Source organism: Pseudomonas sp. NPDC089406, from assembly GCF_044900265.1.
GTDB classification, from domain to species: domain Bacteria; phylum Pseudomonadota; class Gammaproteobacteria; order Pseudomonadales; family Pseudomonadaceae; genus Aquipseudomonas; species Aquipseudomonas fakonensis.
On record NZ_JBJDNC010000002.1, the window covers coordinates 105,560 to 126,744 of the forward strand.

Genomic DNA, 21,185 nt, shown 5'->3' on the forward strand with positions numbered 1-21,185 from the left:
TTTTATGAATGAATTACCGCCACCTCACGCCCTCGATGTCGCTGCTGCTGGCGTTCGAGGCTGCCGCCCGGCATGAAAGCTACACCCGCGCCGCCGTCGAGCTGTCGCTGACGCAAAGCGCGGTGAGCCGGCAGGTGCAGGCGCTGGAACAGCAACTGGGGCTCACGCTGTTCCGCCGCGAGGGCCGCCAGGTGCAACTGACCGACGTTGGCCGGCTGTACCAGCGCGAACTCAGCGAAGCCCTGGGGCGCATCCGCAGCGCCACCCTGCAGGCGCTGGCGTACCAGTCCGGGGTCGGCAACCTGCGCCTGGCCACCCTGCCGACCTTCGGCTCGAAGTGGCTGCTGCCGCGCCTGCATGCCTTCTACAGCGCCCACCCCGGCATGCTGGTGCACATTCATTCGCGCATCGAGGCAATCAACTTCGACACCAGCGAGATCGACGCCGCCATCGGTGTGGCCAGCCACGACCTGCCGGGGCTGGTCTGCCATCGCCTGCACGCCGAAGAACTGGTGGTGATCCTGCCGCCCCAGGCTGCGGCCGAAGGCCCCTGGGACCCGGCGCGCATCAGCGGGCAGCTGCTGCTGAACGTGGCCAACAATCCCCACGCCTGGGGCGAGTGGTTCTCGCACCACGCCCTGCCCCACCGCGCCATGCGCCTGGGGCCCAGTTTCGAGCTGACCTCGCACCTGATCCAGGCGGTACGCGCCGGTATCGGCATCGGCCTGGTGCCACGCATTCTGGTCGAGGAAGAGCTGGCCAGCGGCGAGCTGGTCAGTGCCGGCGCGCCGTTTGCCAGCCAGCGCAGCTACTACCTGATCTACCCGCCGCGCAACGAGGCGCTGCCGTCGTTGCGGGCGTTTCGCAGCTGGTTGCTCGAGCAAATTTGAGGGCCCTATCGCCGGCAAGCCGGCCCCTACATGGACAGCGCCATTTTCGAGCCCTGCGCAAATACCTGTAGGAGCCGGCTTGCCGGCGATAGGGCCAGCCCAGACAACAAAAAACCCGATGCCAGTCACCCGGCATCGGGTTTTTCTCAAGCGGAACGCAGCCTTACTTGGCCACGCTACCCGCCTCCTGCGCCCCACGCTTGCCCTTGAGCAGGTGGGCCACATACATCACCACCAGCCACACCGGGATCGCGTACACCGATACCTGGATGCCCGGGATCATCAGCATGATGCCCAGGATCAGCACCACGAAGGCCAGCACAATGTAGTTGCCGTAGGGGTACCACAGCGCCTTGAACAGCGGCTTCTGGCCGGTACGGTCCAGGTGCTGGCGGAATTTCAGGTGCGAGTAGCTGATCATCGCCCAGTTGATCACCAGGGTGGCGACCACCAGCGACATCAGCAGCTCCAGCGCATTCTGCGGCATCAGGTAGTTGAGCAGCACGGCGATCAAGGTCACGGCCGCCGATACCAAAATCGAGCGTACCGGCACGCCGCGCTTGTCGACCTTGGCCAGGGCCGCCGGGGCGTCACCCTGCTCGGCCATGCCCAGCAGCATGCGGGCGTTGCAATAGGTGCCGCTGTTGTACACCGACAGCGCTGCAGTCAGCACCACGAAGTTCAGCAGGTTGGCCGCGGTGTCGCTGCCCAGCATCGAGAACACCTGGACGAACGGGCTGGAGCCGTAGCTGCCGCCAGAGGCGTCGATGCTGGCCACCAGGCTGTCCCACGGGGTCAGCGACAGCAGCACCACCAGGGCGCCGACATAGAAGATCAGGATGCGGTAGATGACCTGGTTGATCGCCTTGGGGATCACGGTCTTCGGCTTGTCGGCCTCGGCTGCGGTGAAACCGAGCATTTCCAGGCCGCCGAAGGAGAACATGATGAACGCCAGGGCCATCACCAGCCCGCTGACACCGTGGGGGAAGAAGCCGCCATGGGCCCAGAGGTTGGTCACCGAGGCTTCCGGGCCGCCGCTGCCACTGGTCAGCAGCCAGGCACCCAGGGCGATCATGCCGACGATCGCCGCCACCTTGATGATGGCGAACCAGAACTCGGCCTCACCGAAGAACTTCACGTTCATCAGGTTGATGGCGTTGATCAGCACGAAGAAGCCCGCTGCCGTGACCCAGGTCGGGATCTCCGGCCACCAGTAGTGCACGTACTTGCCCACCGCCGACAGCTCGGACATGCCCACCAGGATGTACAGCACCCAGCAGTTCCAGCCCGACAAGAAGCCGGCAAAGCCGCCCCAGTAAGTGTGGGCGAAGTGGCTGAAGGAGCCGGCCACCGGCTCCTCGACGATCATCTCGCCGAGCTGGCGCATGATCATGAAGGCGATGAAGCCGCAGATGGCGTAGCCGAGGATCATCGACGGGCCTGCGGATTTCATCACGCCGGCCGAGCCAAGGAACAATCCGGTGCCGATGGCGCCGCCCAGGGCGATCAGCTGGATATGGCGGTTCTTCAAGCCACGCTTGAGTTCGCCGGACTGAGGGTTGTGTCCACTCATGAACGAAGTCACCTGCTTGTTTTTATCTGTGACGGAATCGGACCCACCGCGCTCGTGGCGCAGCGGAATGGGCAAGGTGGTTACCTTGGTTTCTTGGACGGGTAGTCAAGCGACGGGCGCAGGGCCCAGGGCAGATCAACCGGGTGTCAGCAAGAGTGCGCGGTACGCAAGGGGGTCACAGGTAAAACGCGGCGCATTGTATACCCCTGCAAACGCGCAGGCGTCAACGCGTTGCGTCGCTTCCTGTGGAAAAAACGCAGCGGTCCTGGGGATGTGGCCTGAAAAGGCGCAGTGATCGGCGTACATGGCGCCTCCATTTGTTGTTCTGTTCGCCGGGCTCTGTGGCCAGGCGTTGCACACGGCAATGCGGCTATATCAACGGTTTGCCGGGGGCCGGGCAAGGGGGCGGGACGGGGCGAGGGGGGATTGGCGAAGGAGCGCTTGGCAAGTTTGCTTTACAGCCGTAGGAAAAATCGGGTTTTGCAAGGAAACCGTACCTCAGGCGTATAGATTTCTTTACGAGGCGGTTTGAAAACTTTCCAACCTTGCCGGAAATGTTATTGAGATCAGTATGTTGGGGTCGCTTTACGACCCAATCGCCGGCAAGCCGGCTCCTACAGGGAATCGCATAACCCTGTAGGAGCCGGCTTGCCGGCGATTGCCCGCGACACAAAAACTGCAGGTACAAAAAAGCCAGCCCGAAGGCTGGCTCTTGCACTCAGGCGGGATCAGCCACGCGGCTTGCCGCGGCCACGGCCGGCTGGCTTGTCGCCGTCCGGGCGCGCCGGGCGCTTGCGCATCTCGCTCGGGCGTTCGGCCACAGCGCTGCCGCGGTTCGGCTTGCCGCGCGGGGCTTCCTCACGCGGGGCACGCGCCGGGCGCTCTGCCGGGGCTGCATCGCCCTGGGCCGGGCGCAGGGTGCGCACGCGCTCGCCACGGCCCAGCGGGCGGGTCGATTTGCGCTGCAGGCGCTCGAGCTTATCCTTGGCCTTGAGGTTCAGGGCTGGCAGCGCCACGGGCTGCAGGCCCACTTCGGCGGCGAGGATGTCGATCTCGCCCTGGCTCATTTCGCGCCAGCGGCCCATCGGCAGGTCGGAGTTGAGGAACACCGGGCCAAAGCGCACGCGCTTCAGGCGGCTGACCACCACGCCCTGGGATTCCCACAGGCGACGCACCTCACGGTTGCGGCCTTCCATCACCACGCAGTGGTACCAGTGGTTGAAGCCTTCACCGCCCGGGGCCTTCTGAATGTCGGTGAACTTGGCCGGGCCGTCTTCGAGCATCACACCGGCCTTGAGGCGGTCGAGCATGTCGTCGTCGACCTCGCCACGCACACGTACCGCGTATTCGCGGTCCATCTCGTAGGACGGGTGCATCAGGCGGTTGGCCAGCTCACCGTCGGTGGTGAACAGCAGCAGCCCGGTGGTGTTGATGTCGAGGCGGCCGATGTTGATCCAGCGGCCTTCTTTGGGCCGTGGCAGGCGGTCGAACACGGTCGGGCGGCCTTCCGGGTCGTCACGGGTGCAGATTTCGCCGTCGGGCTTGTTGTACATGATCACCCGGCGGGTCGCCTCGGCGGCCTCGACGCGCTTGATCAGCTTGCCATCGACGGTGATGGCGTCGTGCAGGTCGACGCGCAGGCCCAAGGTGGCGGCCACGCCATTGACCTTGATACGGCCCTGGCTGATCCAGGCCTCGACGTCACGGCGCGAGCCGACGCCAATGCGCGCCAGCACTTTCTGCAGTTTTTCGCCGGATGGCGGGGTGGGTTGTTGGTCTTGCAGGTCTTTGTCACTCATCTGGGCACCTCCCGGTGTAGTAGTGAAAGCGGGCGCGCATCATACGCGGTTCGGGGAATTAACGCATCTGGAGGGTAGAGGGTTTTTCGGGGTACGGGATTGTTTTCTGCCCAATGACCGGTGTGCGCCTGGACTGGCCTCTTCGCGGGCAAGCCCGCTCCCACAGAGAACGCATCGCCTGTAGGAGCGGGTTTACCCGCGAAAGGGCCGGCACAGGCGTTACGAGCCAATCAGGATTGCAACTTGCCCTCTTCTTCCACCGAAGCCTCGGGCTGCTCCTCGCGCAAATCATCGAAATCGGTCTTCAGCCCTTCTTCCATGGCATCCAGTTCCACCAGCAACGAGCGGAAGCTGGTTTCCTCCTTCGGCTCACCCACCTCTTCTTCATCACCCAGACTGGCATCGGCCAAGGCCTGCAGGTGCGCCGGCACCGGGGCTTCATCCGGATCGAACTCAGGCTCAGGCTCGGCAACCGGCTCCAGCTCGCGCAGCTCGGCCAATGCCGGCAATTCATCGAGGCTCTTGAGGTTGAAGTGGTCGAGAAACGCCCGGGTGGTGGCGAACATGGCCGGGCGGCCGGGCACCTCGCGGTAGCCGACGATACGGATCCACTCGCGCTCCATCAGGGTCTTGATGATGTTGCTGTTCACCGCCACGCCGCGCACGTCTTCGATTTCACCGCGGGTAATGGGCTGGCGGTAGGCAATCAGCGCCATGGTTTCCAGCAGCGCACGGGAATAACGCTGCGGGCGCTCCTCCCACAGGCGGCCAACCCAGGGCGCATAAGCCTCGCGAATCTGCAGGCGGTAGCCGCTGGCCACCTCCTTGAGCTCGAAGGCGCGGCCATTGCACGACTTGGCCAACACCTCGAGGGCTTTTTTGAACACCGCCGGCGCCGGGCGCTCGGCCTCGTCGAACAACTCGTACAGGCGGTCAAGGGATTGCGGCTTGCCCGAGGCAAGCAGAAAAGCCTCGATCAAGGAGGCAAGTTCGCGGGGTTCGTTCAGGTTCATCGGTCGTCAGGTCACTCTGCCCGGGCACGGACGTGAATCGGGGCGAAGGGTTCATTCTGCACCAGTTCGATCAGCGATTCCTTCACCAGCTCCAGAATCGCCATGAAGGTGACCACCACGCCGAGCTTGCCCTCCTCTAGGGTGAACAACTCGACGAACGGCACAAAGGCGCCGCCTTTGAGGCGCTCGAGTACTTCGCTCATGCGCTCGCGGGTCGACAGCACCTCGCGGGTGATCTGGTGGCTTTCGAACAGGTCATTACGCCGCATCACCTCGGCCATGGACAGCAGGATCTCCTCCAGGGCCACGTCGGGCAACAGCTTGCGCGCCTTGGCCTGGGGGGCGTCCAGGCGTGGCACCAGCACGTCGCGGCCGACCCGCGGCAGCTCGTCGATGCCCTCGGCGGCGGCCTTGAAGCGCTCGTACTCCTGCAGGCGGCGGATCAGTTCGGCGCGCGGGTCGCCCTCCTCTTCCTCCACCTCGGCCGAGCGCGGCAGCAACATGCGCGACTTGATCTCGGCGAGCATGGCGGCCATCACCAGGTATTCGGCGGCCAGTTCCAGGCGCACGTTCTTCATCAGCTCCACGTAGCTCATGTACTGGCGGGTGATCTCGGCTACCGGGATGTCGAGAATGTCGACGTTCTGCTTGCGGATCAGGTACAGCAACAGGTCCAGCGGGCCTTCGAAGGCTTCGAGGAAGACTTCCAGGGCGTCTGGCGGGATATACAGGTCCACCGGCATTTCGGTGAGCGCTTCACCGTAGACCAGCGCCAGCTGCAGCTGGAACGGCGCTTCGGCGTCAACCGCCGGCGCCTCGGGCGCTTGCACCTGGCTCACGCGTTGACCAGAAACGGCGTGGGGTCGCCGCAGCCTTCGCGGATCAGCTCAGGTTCGTCGCCGGACAGGTCGATGATGGTGGACGCCTTGAGGTCGCCGAAACCGCCATCGATCACCAGGTCGACATGGTGCTCCAGGCGCTCGCGGATCTCGTAGGGGTCGACCATCGGCTCGTCATCACCTGGCAGGATCAAACTGACGCTCATCAGCGGCTCGCCCAGCTCTTCGAGCAGCGCCAGGGTGATGGCGTGGTCCGGCACCCGCAGGCCGATGGTGCGGCGCTTTTCGTGCAGCAGCAGGCGCGGTACCTCGCGGGTGCCGTTGAGAATGAAGGTGTAAGGGCCGGGCACATGGGCCTTGAGCAGGCGGAAGGTGCCGGTATCGACCTTGGCGTACAGCCCCAGCTGCGACATGTCGCAGCACATCAGGGTGAAGTTGTGGGTCTTGTCCAGGCCACGCAGCTTGCGCACCCGCTCGATGGCCGCCTTGTTGCCGATCTGGCAACCCAGGGCATAGGCCGAGTCGGTCGGGTACACCACCACGCCACCCTTGCGGATGATTTCCACGGCCTGTTTGATCAGGCGCGCCTGCGGGTTCTCCGGATGAATCTGGAAAAATTGGCTCACGAAGTCGTCCTGTTCATACCGCCATAGGCTGTTCATGTCGGAATCGGCGCCACAGGGGTGGCAGGTCCTCAGGCAATGGCCGGTAGGCACCGATCTCGCCCCAGGTGCCGGGGCCGTGGAAATCGCTGCCAGCGCTTGCCAGCAGGCCGAACTCACGGGTGAGGATGGACATCGTCCCCACCTGTTCGGGCGGCATCATCCCGTTGACCACTTCCAGTGCCTGCCCTCCAGCCTGAATATAGTCGGCAATCAGCCGTCTGCGCTTGCTGCGGGTAAGCTCGTAGTGCATGGGATGAGCCAGGCTCACCCAAGCGTTGGACTCACGCAGCGTGGCGACAGTTTCGTCCAGCGTCGGCCAGTGCAGCTTGACGTCGCCCAGCTTGCCGGCGCCCAGCCACTTGCGAAACGCCTCGCCACGGTCCTTGACGAAGCCGGCACGCACCAGATACTCGGCGAAATGCGGGCGTGCCGGGGCATTGCCGCTGTCGCCCAGCGCCTGCTGCACCGCCCGGGCGCCGTCCAGCGCACCGGGCATGCCCTTGGCCGCCAGCTTGCGGTCGATTTCCTCGGCGCGCAGCCAGCGGCCACGGTGCAGGTTGGCGATGGCCTCGAGCAAGGGCGGTGCGTCGAGGGGGAAGTCGTAGCCCAGCACATGGATGGTGGCGCCACCCCAGGTGCACGACAGCTCCACCCCGCTGACCCAGGCCATGCCCCGCTCGGCGCAGGCCTGGCGCGCCTCGGGCAGGCCCTCGAGGGTGTCGTGGTCGGTGAGCGAGAGCGTGCGCACCCCGTGCTCGTGGGCCCGGGCGACCAGTGCCGTGGGCGACAGGGCGCCATCGGAGGCCGTGCTGTGACAGTGCAGATCAACATTCATGGTGCGGCGCTTTCGCAGGAATCGATGTTTGTTATTATGCCGTCACATCCCGCTTCTGGCTGCCATTGTGAAACAATTCATCGATTTCATCCCGCTGCTGCTGTTCTTCATCGTCTACAAGCTGGACCCGCGCCCGGTCGATTTCGCCGGCCACGTGTTCGAATTCGGCGGCATCTACAGCGCCACGGCGATGCTGATCGCAAGTTCTATAGTGGTCTACGGCGCGCTGTTCCTGCGCCATCGCAAGCTGGAAAAGGGCCAGTTGCTGACCCTGGTCGCGTGCCTTGTGTTCGGCGGACTGACCCTGGCCTTCCACAGCGAGACCTTCCTCAAGTGGAAGGCGCCGGTGGTCAACTGGCTGTTCGCCCTGGCCTTCGCCGGCAGCCACTTCATCGGCGACCGGGTGCTGATCAAGCGCATCATGGGCCACGCCCTGACGCTGCCGGAAGCCGTGTGGAGCCGCCTGAATGTCGCCTGGATCGCGTTCTTCCTGGTATGCGGCGCGGCCAACCTGTTCGTCGCCTTCACCTTCCAGGACTTCTGGGTCGACTTCAAGGTGTTCGGCAGCCTGGGCATGACTGTCATCTTCCTGGTGGCCCAGGGCGTTTATCTTTCGCGTCACCTGCACGACGCCGACCCATCCACCTCCAAGACCAAGGACTGACATGCTCTACGCCATCATCGCCAGCGACGTCGCCAATTCCCTGGAAAAGCGCCTGGCCGCGCGCCCTGCCCACATCGAGCGCCTGCAACAGCTCAAGGCCGAAGGCCGCGTGGTACTGGCAGGCCCGCACCCGGCCATCGACAGCAACGACCCGGGTGAAGCCGGCTTCAGCGGCAGCCTGATCGTGGCCGAGTTCGACTCGCTGGCCGCAGCGCAAGCCTGGGCCGACGCCGACCCGTACATCGCCGCCGGCGTGTACGACAAGGTCGTGGTCAAGCCGTTCAAGCAAGTGCTGCCTTAAGCTGCAAGCCGTAATACCGAGTCGCCTTCTTCGCGGGTAAACCCGCTCCCACAGGTTCATCATTGCCTGTGGGAGCGGGTTTACCCGCGAAGAAGGCGACTTGTTTTTCGGGCCATTCATAAATTCGGACCAACGGCCGACAACCTCCTGAACCGATTCCATTCAGGAGTTCCAATGCGTCAAGGCCCGATGTTCCTCCTGCTGTGCCTGTTGCTGCTCTCTCCCCTGGCCGTGGCCGAACAGCCGCTGTCGCTGGAAGCCGGGGCGCGGATCACCGACCTGCAGCAGCGCCTGGAAGAAAGCGAGAAGCAGCGCGGCGCGCTGACCCAACAATTGCAGAACCAGGACAGCGAGCGCGAGAGCGCGCAACTGACCCGCCTGCGCCAGGACAACCAGCGCCTGAAGCTGGCAGTCAAAGAGCTGCAGGCCAGTGCCAGCACGCCACAACGCCTGCTGACCGACCAGCAGCAGTGGTTTCTGATTGGTTCGGGCGTTGCACTGTTATCGGTAGTCTGCGGTATCTTAGCCAGCGGCGGACACAGAAGACGCCGTCAATGGTTGAATTGAGTGAGACATGAGCGAGCTGTTACTGATTGATGATGACCAGGAACTGTGCGAACTGCTGGGCAGTTGGCTGACCCAGGAAGGGTTTGCAGTGCGCGCCTGCCACGATGGCCAGAGCGCGCGCCAGGCCCTGGCCGCCCAGGCTCCGGCGGCAGTGGTGCTGGACGTGATGCTGCCCGACGGCAGCGGCCTTGAGCTGCTCAAGCAACTGCGCAGCGAACACGCCGAACTGCCGGTGCTGATGCTCTCGGCCCGCGGCGAGCCGCTGGACCGCATCCTCGGCCTGGAACTGGGCGCCGACGACTACCTGGCCAAGCCCTGCGACCCGCGCGAGCTCACCGCCCGCCTGCGCGCGGTGCTGCGTCGCAGCCACCCCAGTGCGCCGGCCACGCAGATGGAGGTCGGCGACCTGGCGTTCAGCCCGGTGCGCGGCGTGGTCAGCATCGATGAGCGCGAGATGACCCTGACGCTGTCCGAAAGCCGCATCCTCGAAGCGCTGCTGCGCCAGCCGGGCGAGCCGCTGGACAAGCAGGAACTGGCGCAAATCGGCCTGGGCCGCAAGCTCACCCTGTACGACCGCAGCCTGGACATGCACGTGAGCAACCTGCGCAAGAAGATCGGCCCGCATGCAGACGGCCGCCCGCGCATCGTCGCGCTGCGCAGCCGGGGCTATTACTACAGCCTGTAACAGGCAACCGCATACCTGTAGGAGCGGGCTTGCCCGCGATTGCGTCTTTTGCCCCACCAGCGCATTCGCGGGCAAGCCCGCTCCCACAGGGGTCGCGTAGCGGCTACCTGCGTCTTTACCCTGCCTTTACCCTCACCTGACCGCCCTTGACCTTGATCTCCCTAAACTGGGCTCATCCGGTAAACACCGGCCCATGACAGGAGAGACACCATGCGCAAGACCCTTATCGCCCTGATGTTCGCCGCTGCCCTGCCGACCGTTGCCATGGCCATGCCAGAAGGTGGCCCGCGCCACGACGGCCCACACCACCGCGGTGACGCGCCTTTCGCCCAGCTGGACCTGAGCCGCGACCAGCGCCAGCAGATCGGCAAGCTGATGGGCGAGCAGATGCAGCAGCGCCGCGACATCACCGAGCGCTACCTGAACAAGCTGCCGGCCGCCGACCAGAAGGCCATGAAAGACGAAATCAAGGCCAGCCGCGACAAGGCCGATAGCCAAGTCCGCGCGCTGCTCAAGCCCGACCAGCAGAAGAAGTTCGACGAACTGCAAAAGGAACGCGCCGCCAAGAAAGCCGAATGGCAGGAGTTCCAGGCCTGGAAAGCTGAAAAACAGCACAAGGCCCAGTAAGCTGTCAGCCCCACGCCCGGCCCGCACCCTTGCGGGCCGGGCTTTTGCCATTTCACGGAGGTGCTCGCCTTGCGTTCACTGTTCTGGCGCATCCTGGCCAGTTTCTGGCTGGCCATCACCCTGGTCGCCGGCTTGTCGATCCTGCTGGGCCACATGCTCAACCAGGACACCTGGATTCTCAGCCGCCACCCGGGCCTTAACACCCTGGCCAGCCGCTGGGTGCAGCATTACGAGCAGGAAGGCCTGGAAGCCTCGCAGCGCTTCCTCGAGCGGCGCAAAGAGCGCTTCAAGATCGACGTACAGGTACTCGACGACAGCGGTGAAGCCGTGGTGCCGGGCACCTTCCCGCGCCGCGCCGCGGCCTTCGAGGCGCGCCAGCACAACGACCAGCGCCGCCTGCCCTGGCGCCGCCTGACCGAGGAATACACCAGCCCCACCAGCGGCGAGACCTACCTGCTGATCTACCGCATCCCGCACCCGGAGCTCGAAGCCTGGCACCGTGAAAGTCTGATCTGGCCATTGAGCGCGTTGGGCATTGCCCTGGTGGTGCTGACCCTGTTCAGCCTGCTGGTGACCCTGTCGATCACCCGCCCGCTCAGCCGCCTGCGCAGCGCGGTGCACGACCTGGGGCAGGCCAGCTACCAGCAGAACAGCCTGGCCCGCCTGGCCGTGCGGCGCGACGAGTTCGGCGTGCTGGCCAACGACTTCAACAAGATGGGCGCGCGCCTGCAGAGCCTGATCGGCAGCCAGCGCCAGTTGCTGCGCGACGTGTCCCACGAGCTGCGCTCACCACTGGCGCGGTTGCGCATCGCCCTGGCCCTGGCCGAACGCGCCGAGCCCGAGCAACGCCAGGCGCTGTGGCCGCGCCTGACCCGCGAATGCGACCGCCTGGAGGCGCTGATCAGCGAAATTCTGGTGCTGGCCCGGGTCGACGCCGAGCAGGCCCATGCGGAGCCGGTGGACATCAACGCGCTGCTGGGCAGCGTACGCAAGGATGCCCAGCTCAGTGCGCCGGAGCAAGAAGTACGCCTGGAGGCCGAGCCAGGCCTTACGCTGCAGGGCTGGCCGACGCTGATCGAGCGGGCGGTGGACAACCTGCTGCGCAATGCCCTGCGCTTCAACCCTGCCGGGCAGCCCATCGAGATCCATGCCAGCCGCGAGCAAGGGCGCATCGTGCTGAGCGTGCGCGACCATGGGCCGGGGGTGGCAGAGGAGCATCTTGCGCAGTTGGGCGAGCCGTTCTACCGCGCGCCAGGGCAGGAAGCCCCCGGGCACGGGCTGGGTTTGGCCATTGCGCGCAAGGCGGCCGAGCGCCATGGCGGCAGCCTGACCCTGGGTAACCACCCGCAGGACGGGTTTGTGGCGACGTTGGAATTGCCCTGTGAAGCTGCGCCAGCCTGAAGGCTTTTGGGGCCGCTGCGCGCCCCTTCGCGGGTAAACCCGCTCCCACAGGACCGCGCCGAGCCTGAATCCAGCGCTGTACCTGTGGGAGCGGGTTTACCCGCGAAGGGCCACAACGTGGCCCCATTCACATCACTCGCCCCAGGCGCTGACGTAATCCTCGGTCGCCAGCACCGGCGCCGTGCGCGGCTCGGTCGCCGGCGTACCGACATACAGGTAGCCGATCAGCTCTTCGTTCTCGGCCAGCCCCAAACCCTTGTGCACATGGGCATCGAAGGCCATGTCACCGGTACGCCACACCGCACCCACGCCCTGGGCATGGGCCGCGATCAGGATGCCGTGGGCCGCGCAGCCGGCCGCCAGGCGCTGCTCGGACTTGGGCACCTTGAAGTGATCCTGCAGCCTGGCCACCACCACGATCAGCAATGGCGCGCGCAGCGGCATGGCGCGGGCCTTGTCCAGCGCGGCCTGGCTGGCGTCGCCCTTGGCTTGCAGCGCCGCAGCGAACAGCTCGCCGAGCTTCTCGCGGCCCTGGCCTTCGATGGTCAGAAAGCGCCATGGCCGCAGTTGGCCGTGGTCCGGTGCGCGCAACGCGGCCTGGAACAGCGCCTCGCGCTGGGCGGCGTTGGGCGCCGGTTCAGTCAGGCGTGGCACGGAAACACGATTGAGCAGAGCGTCGAGAGCCTCCATGGGCTACCCTCCTGGCAAATTGAAAGTGCCGCCATTTTGCACCAACAAGCGGGCCACGTGGGAGCGAGCTTGCCTCGCGATAGCGCCAGCGCGGGGCAAGCCTGCTCCCACGCCGGTTCAACGACGCCGTTTACAACACCCGGCCCACAGGTAGAATGGCGCCCCTTCCGTAGCCAGTCAGAGCAGATCACATGGCGTTGCCGACCTTAAGGATCATTGGTTTCATCATCGGCATCTTCCTGATCACCCTGGCGGTGAGCATGGTCGTGCCCATGGCGACCCTGGTGATTTTCGAGCGCACCGGCGACATGCCGTCGTTCCTCTGGGCGAGCATGATCACCTTCGTCGCAGGCCTGGGCCTGGTGGTGCAGGGCCGCCCCGAACATGTGCACCTGCGCCCGCGCGACATGTACCTGCTGACCGTCAGCAGCTGGCTGGTAGTCGGCGTGTTCGCCGCCCTGCCCTTCCTGCTCACCCAGCACATCAGCTACACCGACGCGTTCTTCGAGAGCATGTCCGGCATCACCGCCACAGGCTCCACCGTGCTCAGCGGCCTGGACAACATGTCGCCGGGCATCCTGATGTGGCGCTCGATGCTGCACTGGCTGGGCGGCATCGGCTTCATCGGTATGGCAGTGGCGATCCTGCCGCTGCTGCGCATCGGTGGCATGCGCCTGTTCCAGACCGAATCCTCGGACCGCTCAGAAAAAGTCATGCCGCGCTCGCACATGGTCGCCAAGTACATCGTCGCGGTGTACGTGGGCATCACCGTGCTGGGCAGCCTGGCGTTCTGGTGGGCGGGCATGAGCCCGTTCGATGCGATCAACCACGCCATGTCGGCGATCTCCACCGGCGGTTTCTCCACCTCCGACCAGTCCCTGGCCAAATGGGACATTCCCGCCGTGCACTGGGTGGCGGTGGTGGTGATGATCCTCGGCAGTGTGCCCTTCACCCTGTACGTGGCAACCTTGCGCGGCAACCGCAAGGCGCTGATCCGCGACCAGCAGGTGCAGGGCTTTTTGGGGTTGCTGGTGGCCACCTGGATCGTGCTCGGCACCTGGTACTGGGCCACCACCAACCTGCACTGGCTTGACGCCCTGCGCCACGTGGCGCTGAACGTCACCTCGGTGGTCACCACCACCGGCTTTGCGCTGGGCGACTACAGCCTGTGGGGCAACTTCTCGCTGATGCTGTTCTTCTACCTGGGCTTCATTGGCGGCTGCTCGGGCTCGACCGCCGGCGGCATCAAGATTTTCCGCTTCCAGGTGGCGTATATCCTGCTCAAGGCCAGCCTCAACCAGCTGATCCACCCGCGGGCGGTGATCAAGCAGAAGTACAACGGTCACCGCCTCGACGAAGAAATCGTGCGTTCGATCCTGACCTTCTCGTTCTTCTTCGCCGCCACCATCGCCATTATCGCCCTGCTGCTGTCGCTGCTGGGCCTGGACTGGATGACCGCACTGACCGGCGCGGCCAGCACCGTGTCGGGCGTGGGGCCGGGCCTGGGCGAGGTGATTGGCCCTGCGGGCAACTTCGCTTCGCTGCCGGACGCCGCCAAGTGGATTCTCGCCGGCGGCATGCTGCTGGGCCGGCTGGAGATCATCACGGTGCTGGTGTTGTGCATGCCGGCGTTCTGGCGTCACTGACCGCCAGGCGCGCCCGGTACTCGCTGGGGGTGACGTCGAACCAGCGGCGAAACGCCCGGTAGAAGTTGCTCGGGTCGGCGAACCCCAGCAGGTAGGCGGTTTCCAGCAGGGTGGTGGTGGGCTGCGCCAGGTATTGCTCGGCAAGCTCGCGGCGGGTGTCATCGAGCAGCGCCTGGAAACTGGTGCCTTCATCCTGCAGGCGCCGCTGCAGGGTGCGCTGCGACAGGTGCAGGGCCTGGGCCACGGTTTCGCGCTTGGGTTCACCTTGCGGCAGGATGCGGCACAGCACCTGGCGTACCCGGTGGGTCACGCGGCTTTCCGAAAAACGCGCCAGGTACTCACCGGCAAAACGGTCATGCAGCACCGCCATGGCTTCGTTGGCCGTGGGCAGCGGTGCTTCCATGTCGGCACGCTCGAACAGCAGTGCGTCGTGCGCTGCGCCGAACACCAGCGGTGAATGGAACGCCACCTTGTAAGGGTCGATGTTCTTCGGCTGCGGCCCCTGGATCAGCACCCGGCGCGGCTGGATCGGCCGCCCGCTGAGCCATTTGCACAGCGCCAGGGCGCAGGCCAGCGAGGCTTCGGAACTGTGCCGGGTGGGCGGCAGGTGGTCGCCATGTACGGTCAGGATCAGCGAATAACCTTCGGCGCCGAGCACGAAGCTCAAATCCGAGCTTTCGGCGATGATGCGCTGGTAGCGCACCAGGCGCTGGAAGCCCTCGGCCAGGGTACGGCTGGACATCAGCGCGTAGCCGACCACATGGAACGATGCCGGGCGTACCACCCGGGCCATGTTCAGGCCGATCGCCTCGTTGCCGGACAATTCCACGGCCAGTTGCCACAAGCGGGTCATGGCGTCCTGGGGGAAGCGTGCATCGGGGTCGTCGAGGGCGGCGAAGTCCAGGCCCAGCTGGCGGAACATGGCCGGGCAATCGAGCCCTTCCAGCTCGAGCGCCTTGACGATCCCTGAGGCCCAGCTGGCCGAGGTGGTTCTTTCACTCATGACAGGCTTCTTGTGCTGAACCGCTCCTGCGGTGAATCGAAAGGATACTCAATTGGCGCTGATTGTCACTGGCCATCATTCTGAGTGACTCTAGACTCGATTCAGGCTCCACGCCGTGTATCCTGTTCCCGACCCGCAGATCCGGAAAGCACAGCCATGACCCGCACAGCGCAGTTCCGCAGTTTTGCCGAGTTCTATCCCTACTACCTGGGGGAGCACAACAACCCCACCTGCCGGCGCCTGCACTTCGTCGGCACCAGCCTGGTGATCGCCCTGCTGGCCTACAGCATCGGCAGTGGCAAGTGGTTGCTGCTGCTGGCGGTGCCGCTGGCAGGTTACGGCTTCGCCTGGGCCGGGCATTTCTTCTTCGAAAAAAACCGCCCGGCCACCTTCAGCCACCCGTGGTACAGCCTGGTGGGCGATTTCGCCATGTTCCGCGACATATTGCTGGGGCGTATCGCCCTCTGACTGCGTCGCAGAGCACCTGTGGGAACAACTGTCTTGTGCTGCCTGAACCGGCCTCATCGCCGGCAAGCCGGCTCCTACAGGTACAGCGCTTGATTCGGGCCTCGCGCAATCTTGTGGGAGCGGGCTTGCCCGCGATGGCCTTTACGCCGGCTCGCCAAGCTCCGCCAGGCGCTTTGCCGCTTCCCGGGCCTGGGCATCGGCAAAGCGGTACAGCTCGATCTGCCCGTCCCAGTGTTCGATCAGCGCGGTGCATGACTCAACCCAATCACCGCAGTTGAGGTACTCCACCTCGCCCACCTTGCGGATTTCGGCATGGTGGATATGCCCGCACACCACACCCTGGAAGCCGCGCTTGGTGCACTCGTGGGCGATGGCATCTTCAAAGTCGCTGATGAAGTTCACCGCGCCCTTGACCTTGTGCTTGAGGTAGGCCGACAGCGACCAGTAGCCGTAGCCATAGCGTGCCCGCCAGTGGTTGAGCCAGCGGTTGAGCACCAGGGTGAACTCGTAGGCGCGGTCGCCGAGGAACGCCAGCCAGCGGTGGTAGCGGGTGATCACGTCGAACTGGTCGCCGTGGATCACCAGCAGGCGCCGGCCGTCGGCGGTGAGGTGCTCGGCCTCGTCCACCAGCTGGATATTGCCAAGGATGAGTTTGGAGTAGCGGCGCAGGAATTCGTCATGGTTGCCGGTGACGTAGATCACCTCGGTGCCGCGCTTGCTCATGGTCAGCAGGCGGCGGATGACGTTGGTGTGGGCCTGGGGCCAGTAAATGCCGCCGCGCAGCTTCCAGCCGTCGATGATGTCGCCGACCAGGTAGATGCGGTCGGCCTGGTAGCCTTTGAGAAAGTGCGACAGGTGTTCGGCCTGGCAGTCCCGGGTGCCCAGGTGCACGTCGGAGATCCACAGGGTGCGGACACGCAGCTTTCGGGAGGGGCGGGCGAGTTCGGCGTGGGTCATGGGGGGCTCCGGTGCGGCGCTGTTTGTCGCAGACTCGCAGGTGCAGGTGACAGATTGGTGGCGGGTATGTGACGGTCTGGGCTTTCAAGGTGTTCGCGTCAGGGCCGCCAACCAACCCGGGGCCAGCGGTGTACACTCCCCCTTGAAAGAGGGATCCCCAATGACCACCGCCCCATTACTCTCCCTGCGCCAATACCGCGACGAGCTGATCGCCCACAGCCACGACCACCCGCAGCTGGTATTCGCCCTGCGCGGTCGCCTGGACTTCGAGGTCGACGGCCTTGGCGCGCGGCTCGACCGCCAGGGCCTGATCGTGGTGCCTTCCGGCGCCCACCACACCTGCGGTAGCACCCATGGCAGCCACTGCCTGGTACTGGACGTTCCCGGCGAGCACTGGCTCAGCGAGCAACTGGGCACCCACGCCGACGCCAGCCGCCGCCTGCTCGACCGCCCCGGCGCCGTCGGCCTGGACAGCCGCCAGCAGCAACTGGTGGACTGGCTGGCCACAAGCCCCATGGACGACCCGCTGATTGCCCGCCAGGGCGCGGTGCTGTTGCTGGCCAGCCTCAACCCCCAGGCCGCGCCCATTGCCCCCAGTACCCGCCTGCCCTATGCCGCATTTGATGCCCATATCGACCAGCACGCCGCCTACCCGCTACAAGTGGCCGACCTGGCGCGCCTGGCCGGGCTGTCCACCGCGCGCCTGCATGCGCGGTTCGCAAGCGAAGCAGGGATGACGCCGATGGACTACATCCGCCAGCAACGGCTGCTCAAGGCCCGGCGGTTACTGGTCGAAACCCGCCTGCCGGTCGGCGAGGTCGCGGCGCAGGTGGGGTATGGCTCGCAAAGCGCGTTCAGCGCAGCTGTGATGCGTGCGTTCGGTTGCACGCCGCTGGCGTTGCGGCGCGAGGCTGGCGATAACGGGCAGTAGGTTGGCGACAGAAGCGGTTGGCTTGTGGTTTTACACTGTGTCTGTACCGGCCTCATCGCGGGGCAAGCCCGCTCCCACGTTCCGCCTCCTGCGGGAGCGGGCTTGCCCCGCGATGAGGCCCGCGCGACATACCTCACATGCATAGGACCACCATGAACCACCGCACCGCCCTCGGCGCCCTGCATATCGGCGCGCTGTTCTTCGGCCTCACCGGCGTATTCGGCAAACTGGCCGCCAGCGCCAGCCCGGCGATCATCGTGTTCGGCCGCGCCACCTTCGCCGTGCTCGCCCTGGGCCTGTTCGCCGGCCTCGCCCGCCAGGCCTGGCAACCCTTGCACGGCCGCGACCTGCGCCGCCTGCTGCTGGGCGGGGTGCTGCTGGCCGGGCACTGGGTGAGCTTCTTCATTGCGGTCAAGGTCGGCGGCGTGGCCATCGCCACCCTGGGCTTTGCCAGCTTTCCGGCCTTCACCGTCATCCTCGAAGGCGTATTGTTCCGCGAACGCATCCGCCGCAACGAAGCGCTGCTGGTGCTGCTGGTGAGCATCGGCCTGGTACTGGTCACCCCCGAATTCGACCTGGCCAGCGAAGCCACCGGCGGGCTGCTCTGGGCACTGCTTTCGGGGCTGCTGTTCTCGTTGTTGTCACTGACCAACCGCGCCGGCTCCGGGCGCCTGCCGGCGGTACAGGCGGCGCTGTGGCAAAACCTGGTGGTCAGCCTGTGCCTGCTGCCCTTCGCAGCCCCGGGCCTTGCAGCCGTGGCGCCGCTGGACTGGCTGTGGATCGCCTTGCTGGGCATCTTCTGCACAGGCATTGCCCACAGCCTGTTCGTCGCCGCCCTGGCCGTGATCAAGGCCCGCACCGCAGCGGTGGTGTTCGGCATGGAGCCGGTCTACGGCATCGCCGTGGCCTGGGTGGTGTTCGCTGAAAAACCAACCGTGAGCATGCTCGCCGGCGGCGCGCTGATCATCTTCGCCATCGTGCTGTCCAGCCGCCTGGCCGCCGGGCAACCTGCGCGCCAGGCGGTTGCCGAGAGCGCCTGATCAGCGGTCGTTGTGGCCCAGGTCGCGCTGCGGGTCGATCCGGTCGCGCACCCGCTGCTTGAGCACCTTGGCCTCGGGGAAGCCACCATCGGCCTTGCGCTCCCAGATCTGCACACCGTCACAGGTGATCTGGAACACCCCGCCGGTGCCCGGGGCCAGGGCCACCTGGCCGAGGTCGTCGGCGAAGGTGCTGAGCAGCTCCTGGGCCAACCAGGCCGCACGCAGCAACCACTGACACTGGGTGCAATAAGTGATGACAATATGCGGCTTGCTGTCGGCCATGTTGGGCATCTCCGGTTGGGGGGCCGCTTATACTAGCGGTCTTTACCCTCTGGTTTGAGACTCACGATGCGCCGTTTGCTGCTCTGCTTGTTGCTGACGCTCACCTCGCTCACTTTGCACGCCACCGAAGCCGCTCGCCCCAAGGTCGGCCTGGTGTTGTCCGGCGGTGCCGCCCGCGGCCTGGCCCATATAGGTGTGCTCAAGGCCCTGGAGCAACAGGGGGTGCGCATCGACGCCATCGCCGGCACCAGCATGGGCGCGGTGATCGGCGGGCTGTATGCCTCTGGCTACAGTGTCGAGGAGCTGGAAAAACTGGCCACCACCCTCGACTGGCAACAAGCGCTGTCGGACGCCCCGCCACGCAAGGATGTGCCGTTCCGGCGCAAGCAGGATGACCGCGACTTCCTGGTCAAGCAGAAGCTCAGCTTTCGCGACGATGGCAGCCTGGGCCTTCCGCTGGGGGTGATCCAGGGCCAGAACCTGTCGCTGCTGCTGGAGAGCAAGCTGGCGCACACCGCCGACATTCGCGACTTCGACAAGCTGCCGATCCCCTTCCGCGCCGTGGCCACCGATATCGCCAACGGCGAGAAGGTGGTATTTCGCCGCGGCCACCTGCCCCAGGTGGTGCGCGCCAGCATGTCGATCCCGGCGGTGTTCGCCCCGGTGGAGCTTGACGGGCGCCTGCTGGTGGATGGCGGCATGACCGACAACATCCCGCTGGATGTGGTGCGCGACATGGGTGTGGACATCGCCATCGTGGTCGATATCGGCACCCCGCTGCGCAACCGCAAGCAGTTGGCCACGGTGGTCGATGTGCTCAACCAGTCGATCACCCTGATGACAAGGCGCAACTCCGAGGAGCAACTGGCCAGCCTGCACCGCGACGACATCCTGGTGCAGCCGCCACTGGCCAGCTTCGGCGTCACCGACTTCGGCCGCGCCCAGGACATGATCGATGCCGGCTACCGCGCCACCCTCGCACTCGACTCGCGCCTGGCTGCGCTACGCCAGCCGGGCAGTGACGCAGAGCTGGCCGTGGCCCGCTCGCCACGCCAGCGCACCCCGGTAATCACCGCGATCAAGGTGGAGAACGACTCCAAGGTCAGCGACGATGTGATCCGCTACTACATCCGCCAGCCGGTGGGCGAGCCGTTGCAGCTCGACCGCCTGCAAACCGACATGGGCACCCTGTACGGCCTGGATTACTTCGACCAGGTGCAGTACCGCGTGGTGCACAAGGGCGAGGACAACACTCTGGTGATCAACGCCCGCGGCCGGCGCGGCGGCACCGACTACCTGCGCCTGGGCCTGAACCTGTCCGACGACATGCGCGGCGACAGCGCCTTCAACCTGGGCGCCAGTTACCGGGTCAACGGCATCAACCGCCTGGGCGCAGAATGGCTCACTCGCGCCCAGATCGGCGACCAGCAAGAGCTGTACAGCGAGTTCTACCAGCCGCTGGACATCGGCTCGCGCTACTTCGTCGCGCCCTACATAGACCTCGGCTCGCAGAACGTCGAGGCCACCCTGGACAACGACCCGGTGGCCGAATACCGCCTGGAACGCTACGGCTTCGGCCTGAACCTGGGCCGGCAGATCGGCACCTATGGCGAGGTGCGCCTGGGTGTCGGCAAGGCCTGGGGCCAGGCCGACGTGCGCATTGGCGACCAGGACTTGCCCAAGGTCAGCTTCAACGAGGGTTTCTATGAGCTCAAATACTCGTTCGATACCTTCGACAATGTGTACTTCCCGCACAGCGGCGAAGAGATCGGCCTGACCCTGCGCAAGTACGATAAATCGCTGGATTCAGACCAGAACTACCGGCAATGGCTGCTCAACCTCGACAAGGCCTTGAGCAGCGGCCCCAACACCTTGGTGCTGGGCGGGCGCTACGGGCGCACCCTGGATGACGCCGAGGTGGTCACCTCAAGCTTCGTATTTGGCGGTGCGCGGCAGCTGTCGGGCTTTCGCCAGGACTCGATCTCGGGGCAGAACATGAGCCTGCTGCGCATGGTCTACTACCGCCGGCTGACGCCACGCGCCTATCTGCCGCTGGATTTCCCGCTGTACCTGGGTGGGTCACTGGAGCGCGGGCGGGCGTGGAACAACGACAACCAGTTCGACAGCGGCTACATCAATGCCGCCAGCGTGTTCCTCGGGCTGGAAACGCCGCTGGGGCCGCTGAACCTGAGTTATGGGGTCAATGATGCCGATGAGCAGGCGGTGTACCTGAACCTGGGGCATACCTTCTAGATTCGCCACGCCCCCTGTAGGAGCCGGCTTGCCGGCGATAGGGCCAGCAGCACCAG

General features: G+C 65.4%; 22 protein-coding genes. 12 read left to right on the plus strand and 10 right to left on the minus strand.

What is annotated here, in order from left to right:
* Positions 1-8 precede the first annotated feature (8 nt).
* Positions 9-890 (plus strand): LysR substrate-binding domain-containing protein, encoded by an 882-nt coding sequence (locus ACI2KK_RS01825; protein ID WP_404667651.1) that lies wholly within the window; start codon positions 9-11, stop codon positions 888-890.
* A gap of 163 nt (positions 891-1,053) precedes the next feature.
* Here the strand turns inward: ACI2KK_RS01825 and ACI2KK_RS01830 are convergent, their stop codons facing one another.
* The 6 genes from ACI2KK_RS01830 to ACI2KK_RS01855 all read right to left on the minus strand — a co-directional run bounded on the left by ACI2KK_RS01830 (position 1,054) and on the right by ACI2KK_RS01855 (position 7,614).
* Entirely contained in the window at positions 1,054-2,463 is a 1,410-nt protein-coding gene (locus tag ACI2KK_RS01830; RefSeq protein ID WP_404667652.1) for an amino acid permease, read from the minus strand.
* 728 nt (positions 2,464-3,191) lie between these two features.
* Positions 3,192-4,262 carry a 23S rRNA pseudouridine(2605) synthase RluB gene (rluB, locus tag ACI2KK_RS01835; protein WP_404667653.1) on the minus strand — a complete coding sequence of 357 codons (1,071 nt, stop codon included), beginning with the start codon at positions 4,260-4,262 and terminating at the stop codon, positions 3,192-3,194.
* A 230-nt stretch (positions 4,263-4,492) separates the two neighbouring features.
* Positions 4,493-5,275 (minus strand): SMC-Scp complex subunit ScpB, encoded by a 783-nt coding sequence (gene scpB, locus ACI2KK_RS01840; protein ID WP_404667654.1) that lies wholly within the window; start codon positions 5,273-5,275, stop codon positions 4,493-4,495.
* A gap of 11 nt (positions 5,276-5,286) precedes the next feature.
* Positions 5,287-5,985 carry a segregation and condensation protein A gene (locus ACI2KK_RS01845; protein WP_404667764.1) on the minus strand — a complete coding sequence of 233 codons (699 nt, stop codon included), beginning with the start codon at positions 5,983-5,985 and terminating at the stop codon, positions 5,287-5,289.
* Between the two features lie 125 nt (positions 5,986-6,110).
* A complete protein-coding gene (locus tag ACI2KK_RS01850) occupies positions 6,111-6,740 on the minus strand; it encodes an L-threonylcarbamoyladenylate synthase (protein ID WP_217839732.1) in 630 nt (209 codons plus the stop codon).
* Positions 6,741-6,753: 13 nt separating this feature from the next.
* Positions 6,754-7,614, minus strand: a complete 861-nt coding sequence (locus ACI2KK_RS01855) for a PHP domain-containing protein (protein ID WP_404667655.1) — start codon at positions 7,612-7,614, stop codon at positions 6,754-6,756.
* A gap of 67 nt (positions 7,615-7,681) precedes the next feature.
* On the opposite strand from ACI2KK_RS01855, the gene ACI2KK_RS01860 reads away from it, so the two are divergent.
* From ACI2KK_RS01860 to ACI2KK_RS01885, 6 genes are all read left to right on the plus strand, one after another.
* Positions 7,682-8,278, plus strand: a complete 597-nt coding sequence (locus tag ACI2KK_RS01860; RefSeq protein ID WP_404667656.1) for a septation protein A — start codon at positions 7,682-7,684, stop codon at positions 8,276-8,278.
* A 1-nt stretch (position 8,279) separates the two neighbouring features.
* Positions 8,280-8,579 (plus strand): YciI family protein, encoded by a 300-nt coding sequence (locus ACI2KK_RS01865; protein WP_015271283.1) that lies wholly within the window; start codon positions 8,280-8,282, stop codon positions 8,577-8,579.
* A gap of 174 nt (positions 8,580-8,753) precedes the next feature.
* Positions 8,754-9,146: a translation initiation factor 2 gene (locus ACI2KK_RS01870; protein ID WP_404667657.1), complete on the plus strand. Its 393-nt coding sequence runs from the start codon at positions 8,754-8,756 to the stop codon at positions 9,144-9,146.
* A gap of 7 nt (positions 9,147-9,153) precedes the next feature.
* On the plus strand, positions 9,154-9,831 hold the full coding sequence (locus ACI2KK_RS01875) for a response regulator transcription factor (RefSeq protein WP_217839736.1): 678 nt from the start codon (positions 9,154-9,156) through the stop codon (positions 9,829-9,831).
* Positions 9,832-10,041: 210 nt separating this feature from the next.
* A complete protein-coding gene (locus ACI2KK_RS01880) occupies positions 10,042-10,458 on the plus strand; it encodes a Spy/CpxP family protein refolding chaperone (RefSeq protein ID WP_217839737.1) in 417 nt (138 codons plus the stop codon).
* Between the two features lie 69 nt (positions 10,459-10,527).
* Positions 10,528-11,859: an ATP-binding protein gene (locus tag ACI2KK_RS01885; protein ID WP_404667658.1), complete on the plus strand. Its 1,332-nt coding sequence runs from the start codon at positions 10,528-10,530 to the stop codon at positions 11,857-11,859.
* 132 nt (positions 11,860-11,991) lie between these two features.
* Here ACI2KK_RS01885 and ACI2KK_RS01890 read toward each other — a convergent pair whose 3' ends face one another.
* On the minus strand, positions 11,992-12,549 hold the full coding sequence (locus ACI2KK_RS01890; protein ID WP_404667659.1) for an NAD(P)H nitroreductase: 558 nt from the start codon (positions 12,547-12,549) through the stop codon (positions 11,992-11,994).
* Between the two features lie 191 nt (positions 12,550-12,740).
* On the opposite strand from ACI2KK_RS01890, the gene ACI2KK_RS01895 reads away from it, so the two are divergent.
* Positions 12,741-14,195 carry a TrkH family potassium uptake protein gene (locus ACI2KK_RS01895; RefSeq protein WP_404667660.1) on the plus strand — a complete coding sequence of 485 codons (1,455 nt, stop codon included), beginning with the start codon at positions 12,741-12,743 and terminating at the stop codon, positions 14,193-14,195.
* On the opposite strand, the gene ACI2KK_RS01900 is transcribed toward ACI2KK_RS01895, so the two are convergent.
* Positions 14,152-15,198, minus strand: coding sequence for an AraC family transcriptional regulator (locus ACI2KK_RS01900; RefSeq protein WP_217839741.1), 1,047 nt, complete (start codon positions 15,196-15,198; stop codon positions 14,152-14,154). The two genes, ACI2KK_RS01895 and ACI2KK_RS01900, sit on opposite strands and share 44 nt — an antisense overlap.
* A gap of 156 nt (positions 15,199-15,354) precedes the next feature.
* On the opposite strand from ACI2KK_RS01900, the gene ACI2KK_RS01905 reads away from it, so the two are divergent.
* Positions 15,355-15,666 carry an Mpo1-like protein gene (locus tag ACI2KK_RS01905; protein ID WP_404667661.1) on the plus strand — a complete coding sequence of 104 codons (312 nt, stop codon included), beginning with the start codon at positions 15,355-15,357 and terminating at the stop codon, positions 15,664-15,666.
* A 141-nt stretch (positions 15,667-15,807) separates the two neighbouring features.
* Here the strand turns inward: ACI2KK_RS01905 and ACI2KK_RS01910 are convergent, their stop codons facing one another.
* On the minus strand, positions 15,808-16,623 hold the full coding sequence (locus tag ACI2KK_RS01910) for a UDP-2,3-diacylglucosamine diphosphatase (RefSeq protein WP_404667662.1): 816 nt from the start codon (positions 16,621-16,623) through the stop codon (positions 15,808-15,810).
* Positions 16,624-16,783: 160 nt separating this feature from the next.
* On the opposite strand from ACI2KK_RS01910, the gene ACI2KK_RS01915 reads away from it, so the two are divergent.
* Positions 16,784-17,554: an AraC family transcriptional regulator gene (locus ACI2KK_RS01915; RefSeq protein WP_404667663.1), complete on the plus strand. Its 771-nt coding sequence runs from the start codon at positions 16,784-16,786 to the stop codon at positions 17,552-17,554.
* Between the two features lie 152 nt (positions 17,555-17,706).
* Positions 17,707-18,594 carry a DMT family transporter gene (locus tag ACI2KK_RS01920; protein WP_404667664.1) on the plus strand — a complete coding sequence of 296 codons (888 nt, stop codon included), beginning with the start codon at positions 17,707-17,709 and terminating at the stop codon, positions 18,592-18,594.
* Here the strand turns inward: ACI2KK_RS01920 and ACI2KK_RS01925 are convergent, their stop codons facing one another.
* The gene (locus ACI2KK_RS01925) at positions 18,595-18,876 is read right to left on the minus strand and encodes a SelT/SelW/SelH family protein (protein ID WP_217839746.1); all 282 of its coding nucleotides are present in this window, start codon (positions 18,874-18,876) and stop codon (positions 18,595-18,597) included.
* A gap of 66 nt (positions 18,877-18,942) precedes the next feature.
* Here ACI2KK_RS01925 and ACI2KK_RS01930 point away from each other — a divergent pair, with 66 nt between their 5' ends.
* Complete coding sequence (locus tag ACI2KK_RS01930) at positions 18,943-21,129, plus strand: patatin-like phospholipase family protein (protein ID WP_404667665.1); 2,187 nt, start codon at positions 18,943-18,945, stop codon at positions 21,127-21,129.
* Positions 21,130-21,185 lie beyond the last annotated feature (56 nt).

Bases quoted from the DNA above. Each gene is read 5' to 3' on its own strand.
- ACI2KK_RS01880 (WP_217839737.1), top strand. From the start codon at position 10,042: ATGCGCAAGACCCTTATCGCCCTGATGTTCGCCGCTGCCCTGCCGACC.
- scpB (WP_404667654.1), bottom strand. From the start codon at position 5,275: ATGAACCTGAACGAACCCCGCGAACTTGCCTCCTTGATCGAGGCTTTT.
- ACI2KK_RS01930 (WP_404667665.1), top strand. From the start codon at position 18,943: ATGCGCCGTTTGCTGCTCTGCTTGTTGCTGACGCTCACCTCGCTCACT.
- ACI2KK_RS01875 (WP_217839736.1), top strand. From the start codon at position 9,154: ATGAGCGAGCTGTTACTGATTGATGATGACCAGGAACTGTGCGAACTG.
- ACI2KK_RS01905 (WP_404667661.1), top strand. From the start codon at position 15,355: ATGACCCGCACAGCGCAGTTCCGCAGTTTTGCCGAGTTCTATCCCTAC.
- ACI2KK_RS01865 (WP_015271283.1), top strand. From the start codon at position 8,280: ATGCTCTACGCCATCATCGCCAGCGACGTCGCCAATTCCCTGGAAAAG.
- ACI2KK_RS01870 (WP_404667657.1), top strand. From the start codon at position 8,754: ATGCGTCAAGGCCCGATGTTCCTCCTGCTGTGCCTGTTGCTGCTCTCT.
- ACI2KK_RS01855 (WP_404667655.1), bottom strand. From the start codon at position 7,614: ATGAATGTTGATCTGCACTGTCACAGCACGGCCTCCGATGGCGCCCTG.
- ACI2KK_RS01920 (WP_404667664.1), top strand. From the start codon at position 17,707: ATGAACCACCGCACCGCCCTCGGCGCCCTGCATATCGGCGCGCTGTTC.
- ACI2KK_RS01925 (WP_217839746.1), bottom strand. From the start codon at position 18,876: ATGGCCGACAGCAAGCCGCATATTGTCATCACTTATTGCACCCAGTGT.
- ACI2KK_RS01915 (WP_404667663.1), top strand. From the start codon at position 16,784: ATGACCACCGCCCCATTACTCTCCCTGCGCCAATACCGCGACGAGCTG.
- rluB (WP_404667653.1), bottom strand. From the start codon at position 4,262: ATGAGTGACAAAGACCTGCAAGACCAACAACCCACCCCGCCATCCGGC.
- ACI2KK_RS01900 (WP_217839741.1), bottom strand. From the start codon at position 15,198: ATGAGTGAAAGAACCACCTCGGCCAGCTGGGCCTCAGGGATCGTCAAG.
- ACI2KK_RS01910 (WP_404667662.1), bottom strand. From the start codon at position 16,623: ATGACCCACGCCGAACTCGCCCGCCCCTCCCGAAAGCTGCGTGTCCGC.
- ACI2KK_RS01895 (WP_404667660.1), top strand. From the start codon at position 12,741: ATGGCGTTGCCGACCTTAAGGATCATTGGTTTCATCATCGGCATCTTC.
- ACI2KK_RS01890 (WP_404667659.1), bottom strand. From the start codon at position 12,549: ATGGAGGCTCTCGACGCTCTGCTCAATCGTGTTTCCGTGCCACGCCTG.
- ACI2KK_RS01825 (WP_404667651.1), top strand. From the start codon at position 9: ATGAATTACCGCCACCTCACGCCCTCGATGTCGCTGCTGCTGGCGTTC.
- ACI2KK_RS01830 (WP_404667652.1), bottom strand. From the start codon at position 2,463: ATGAGTGGACACAACCCTCAGTCCGGCGAACTCAAGCGTGGCTTGAAG.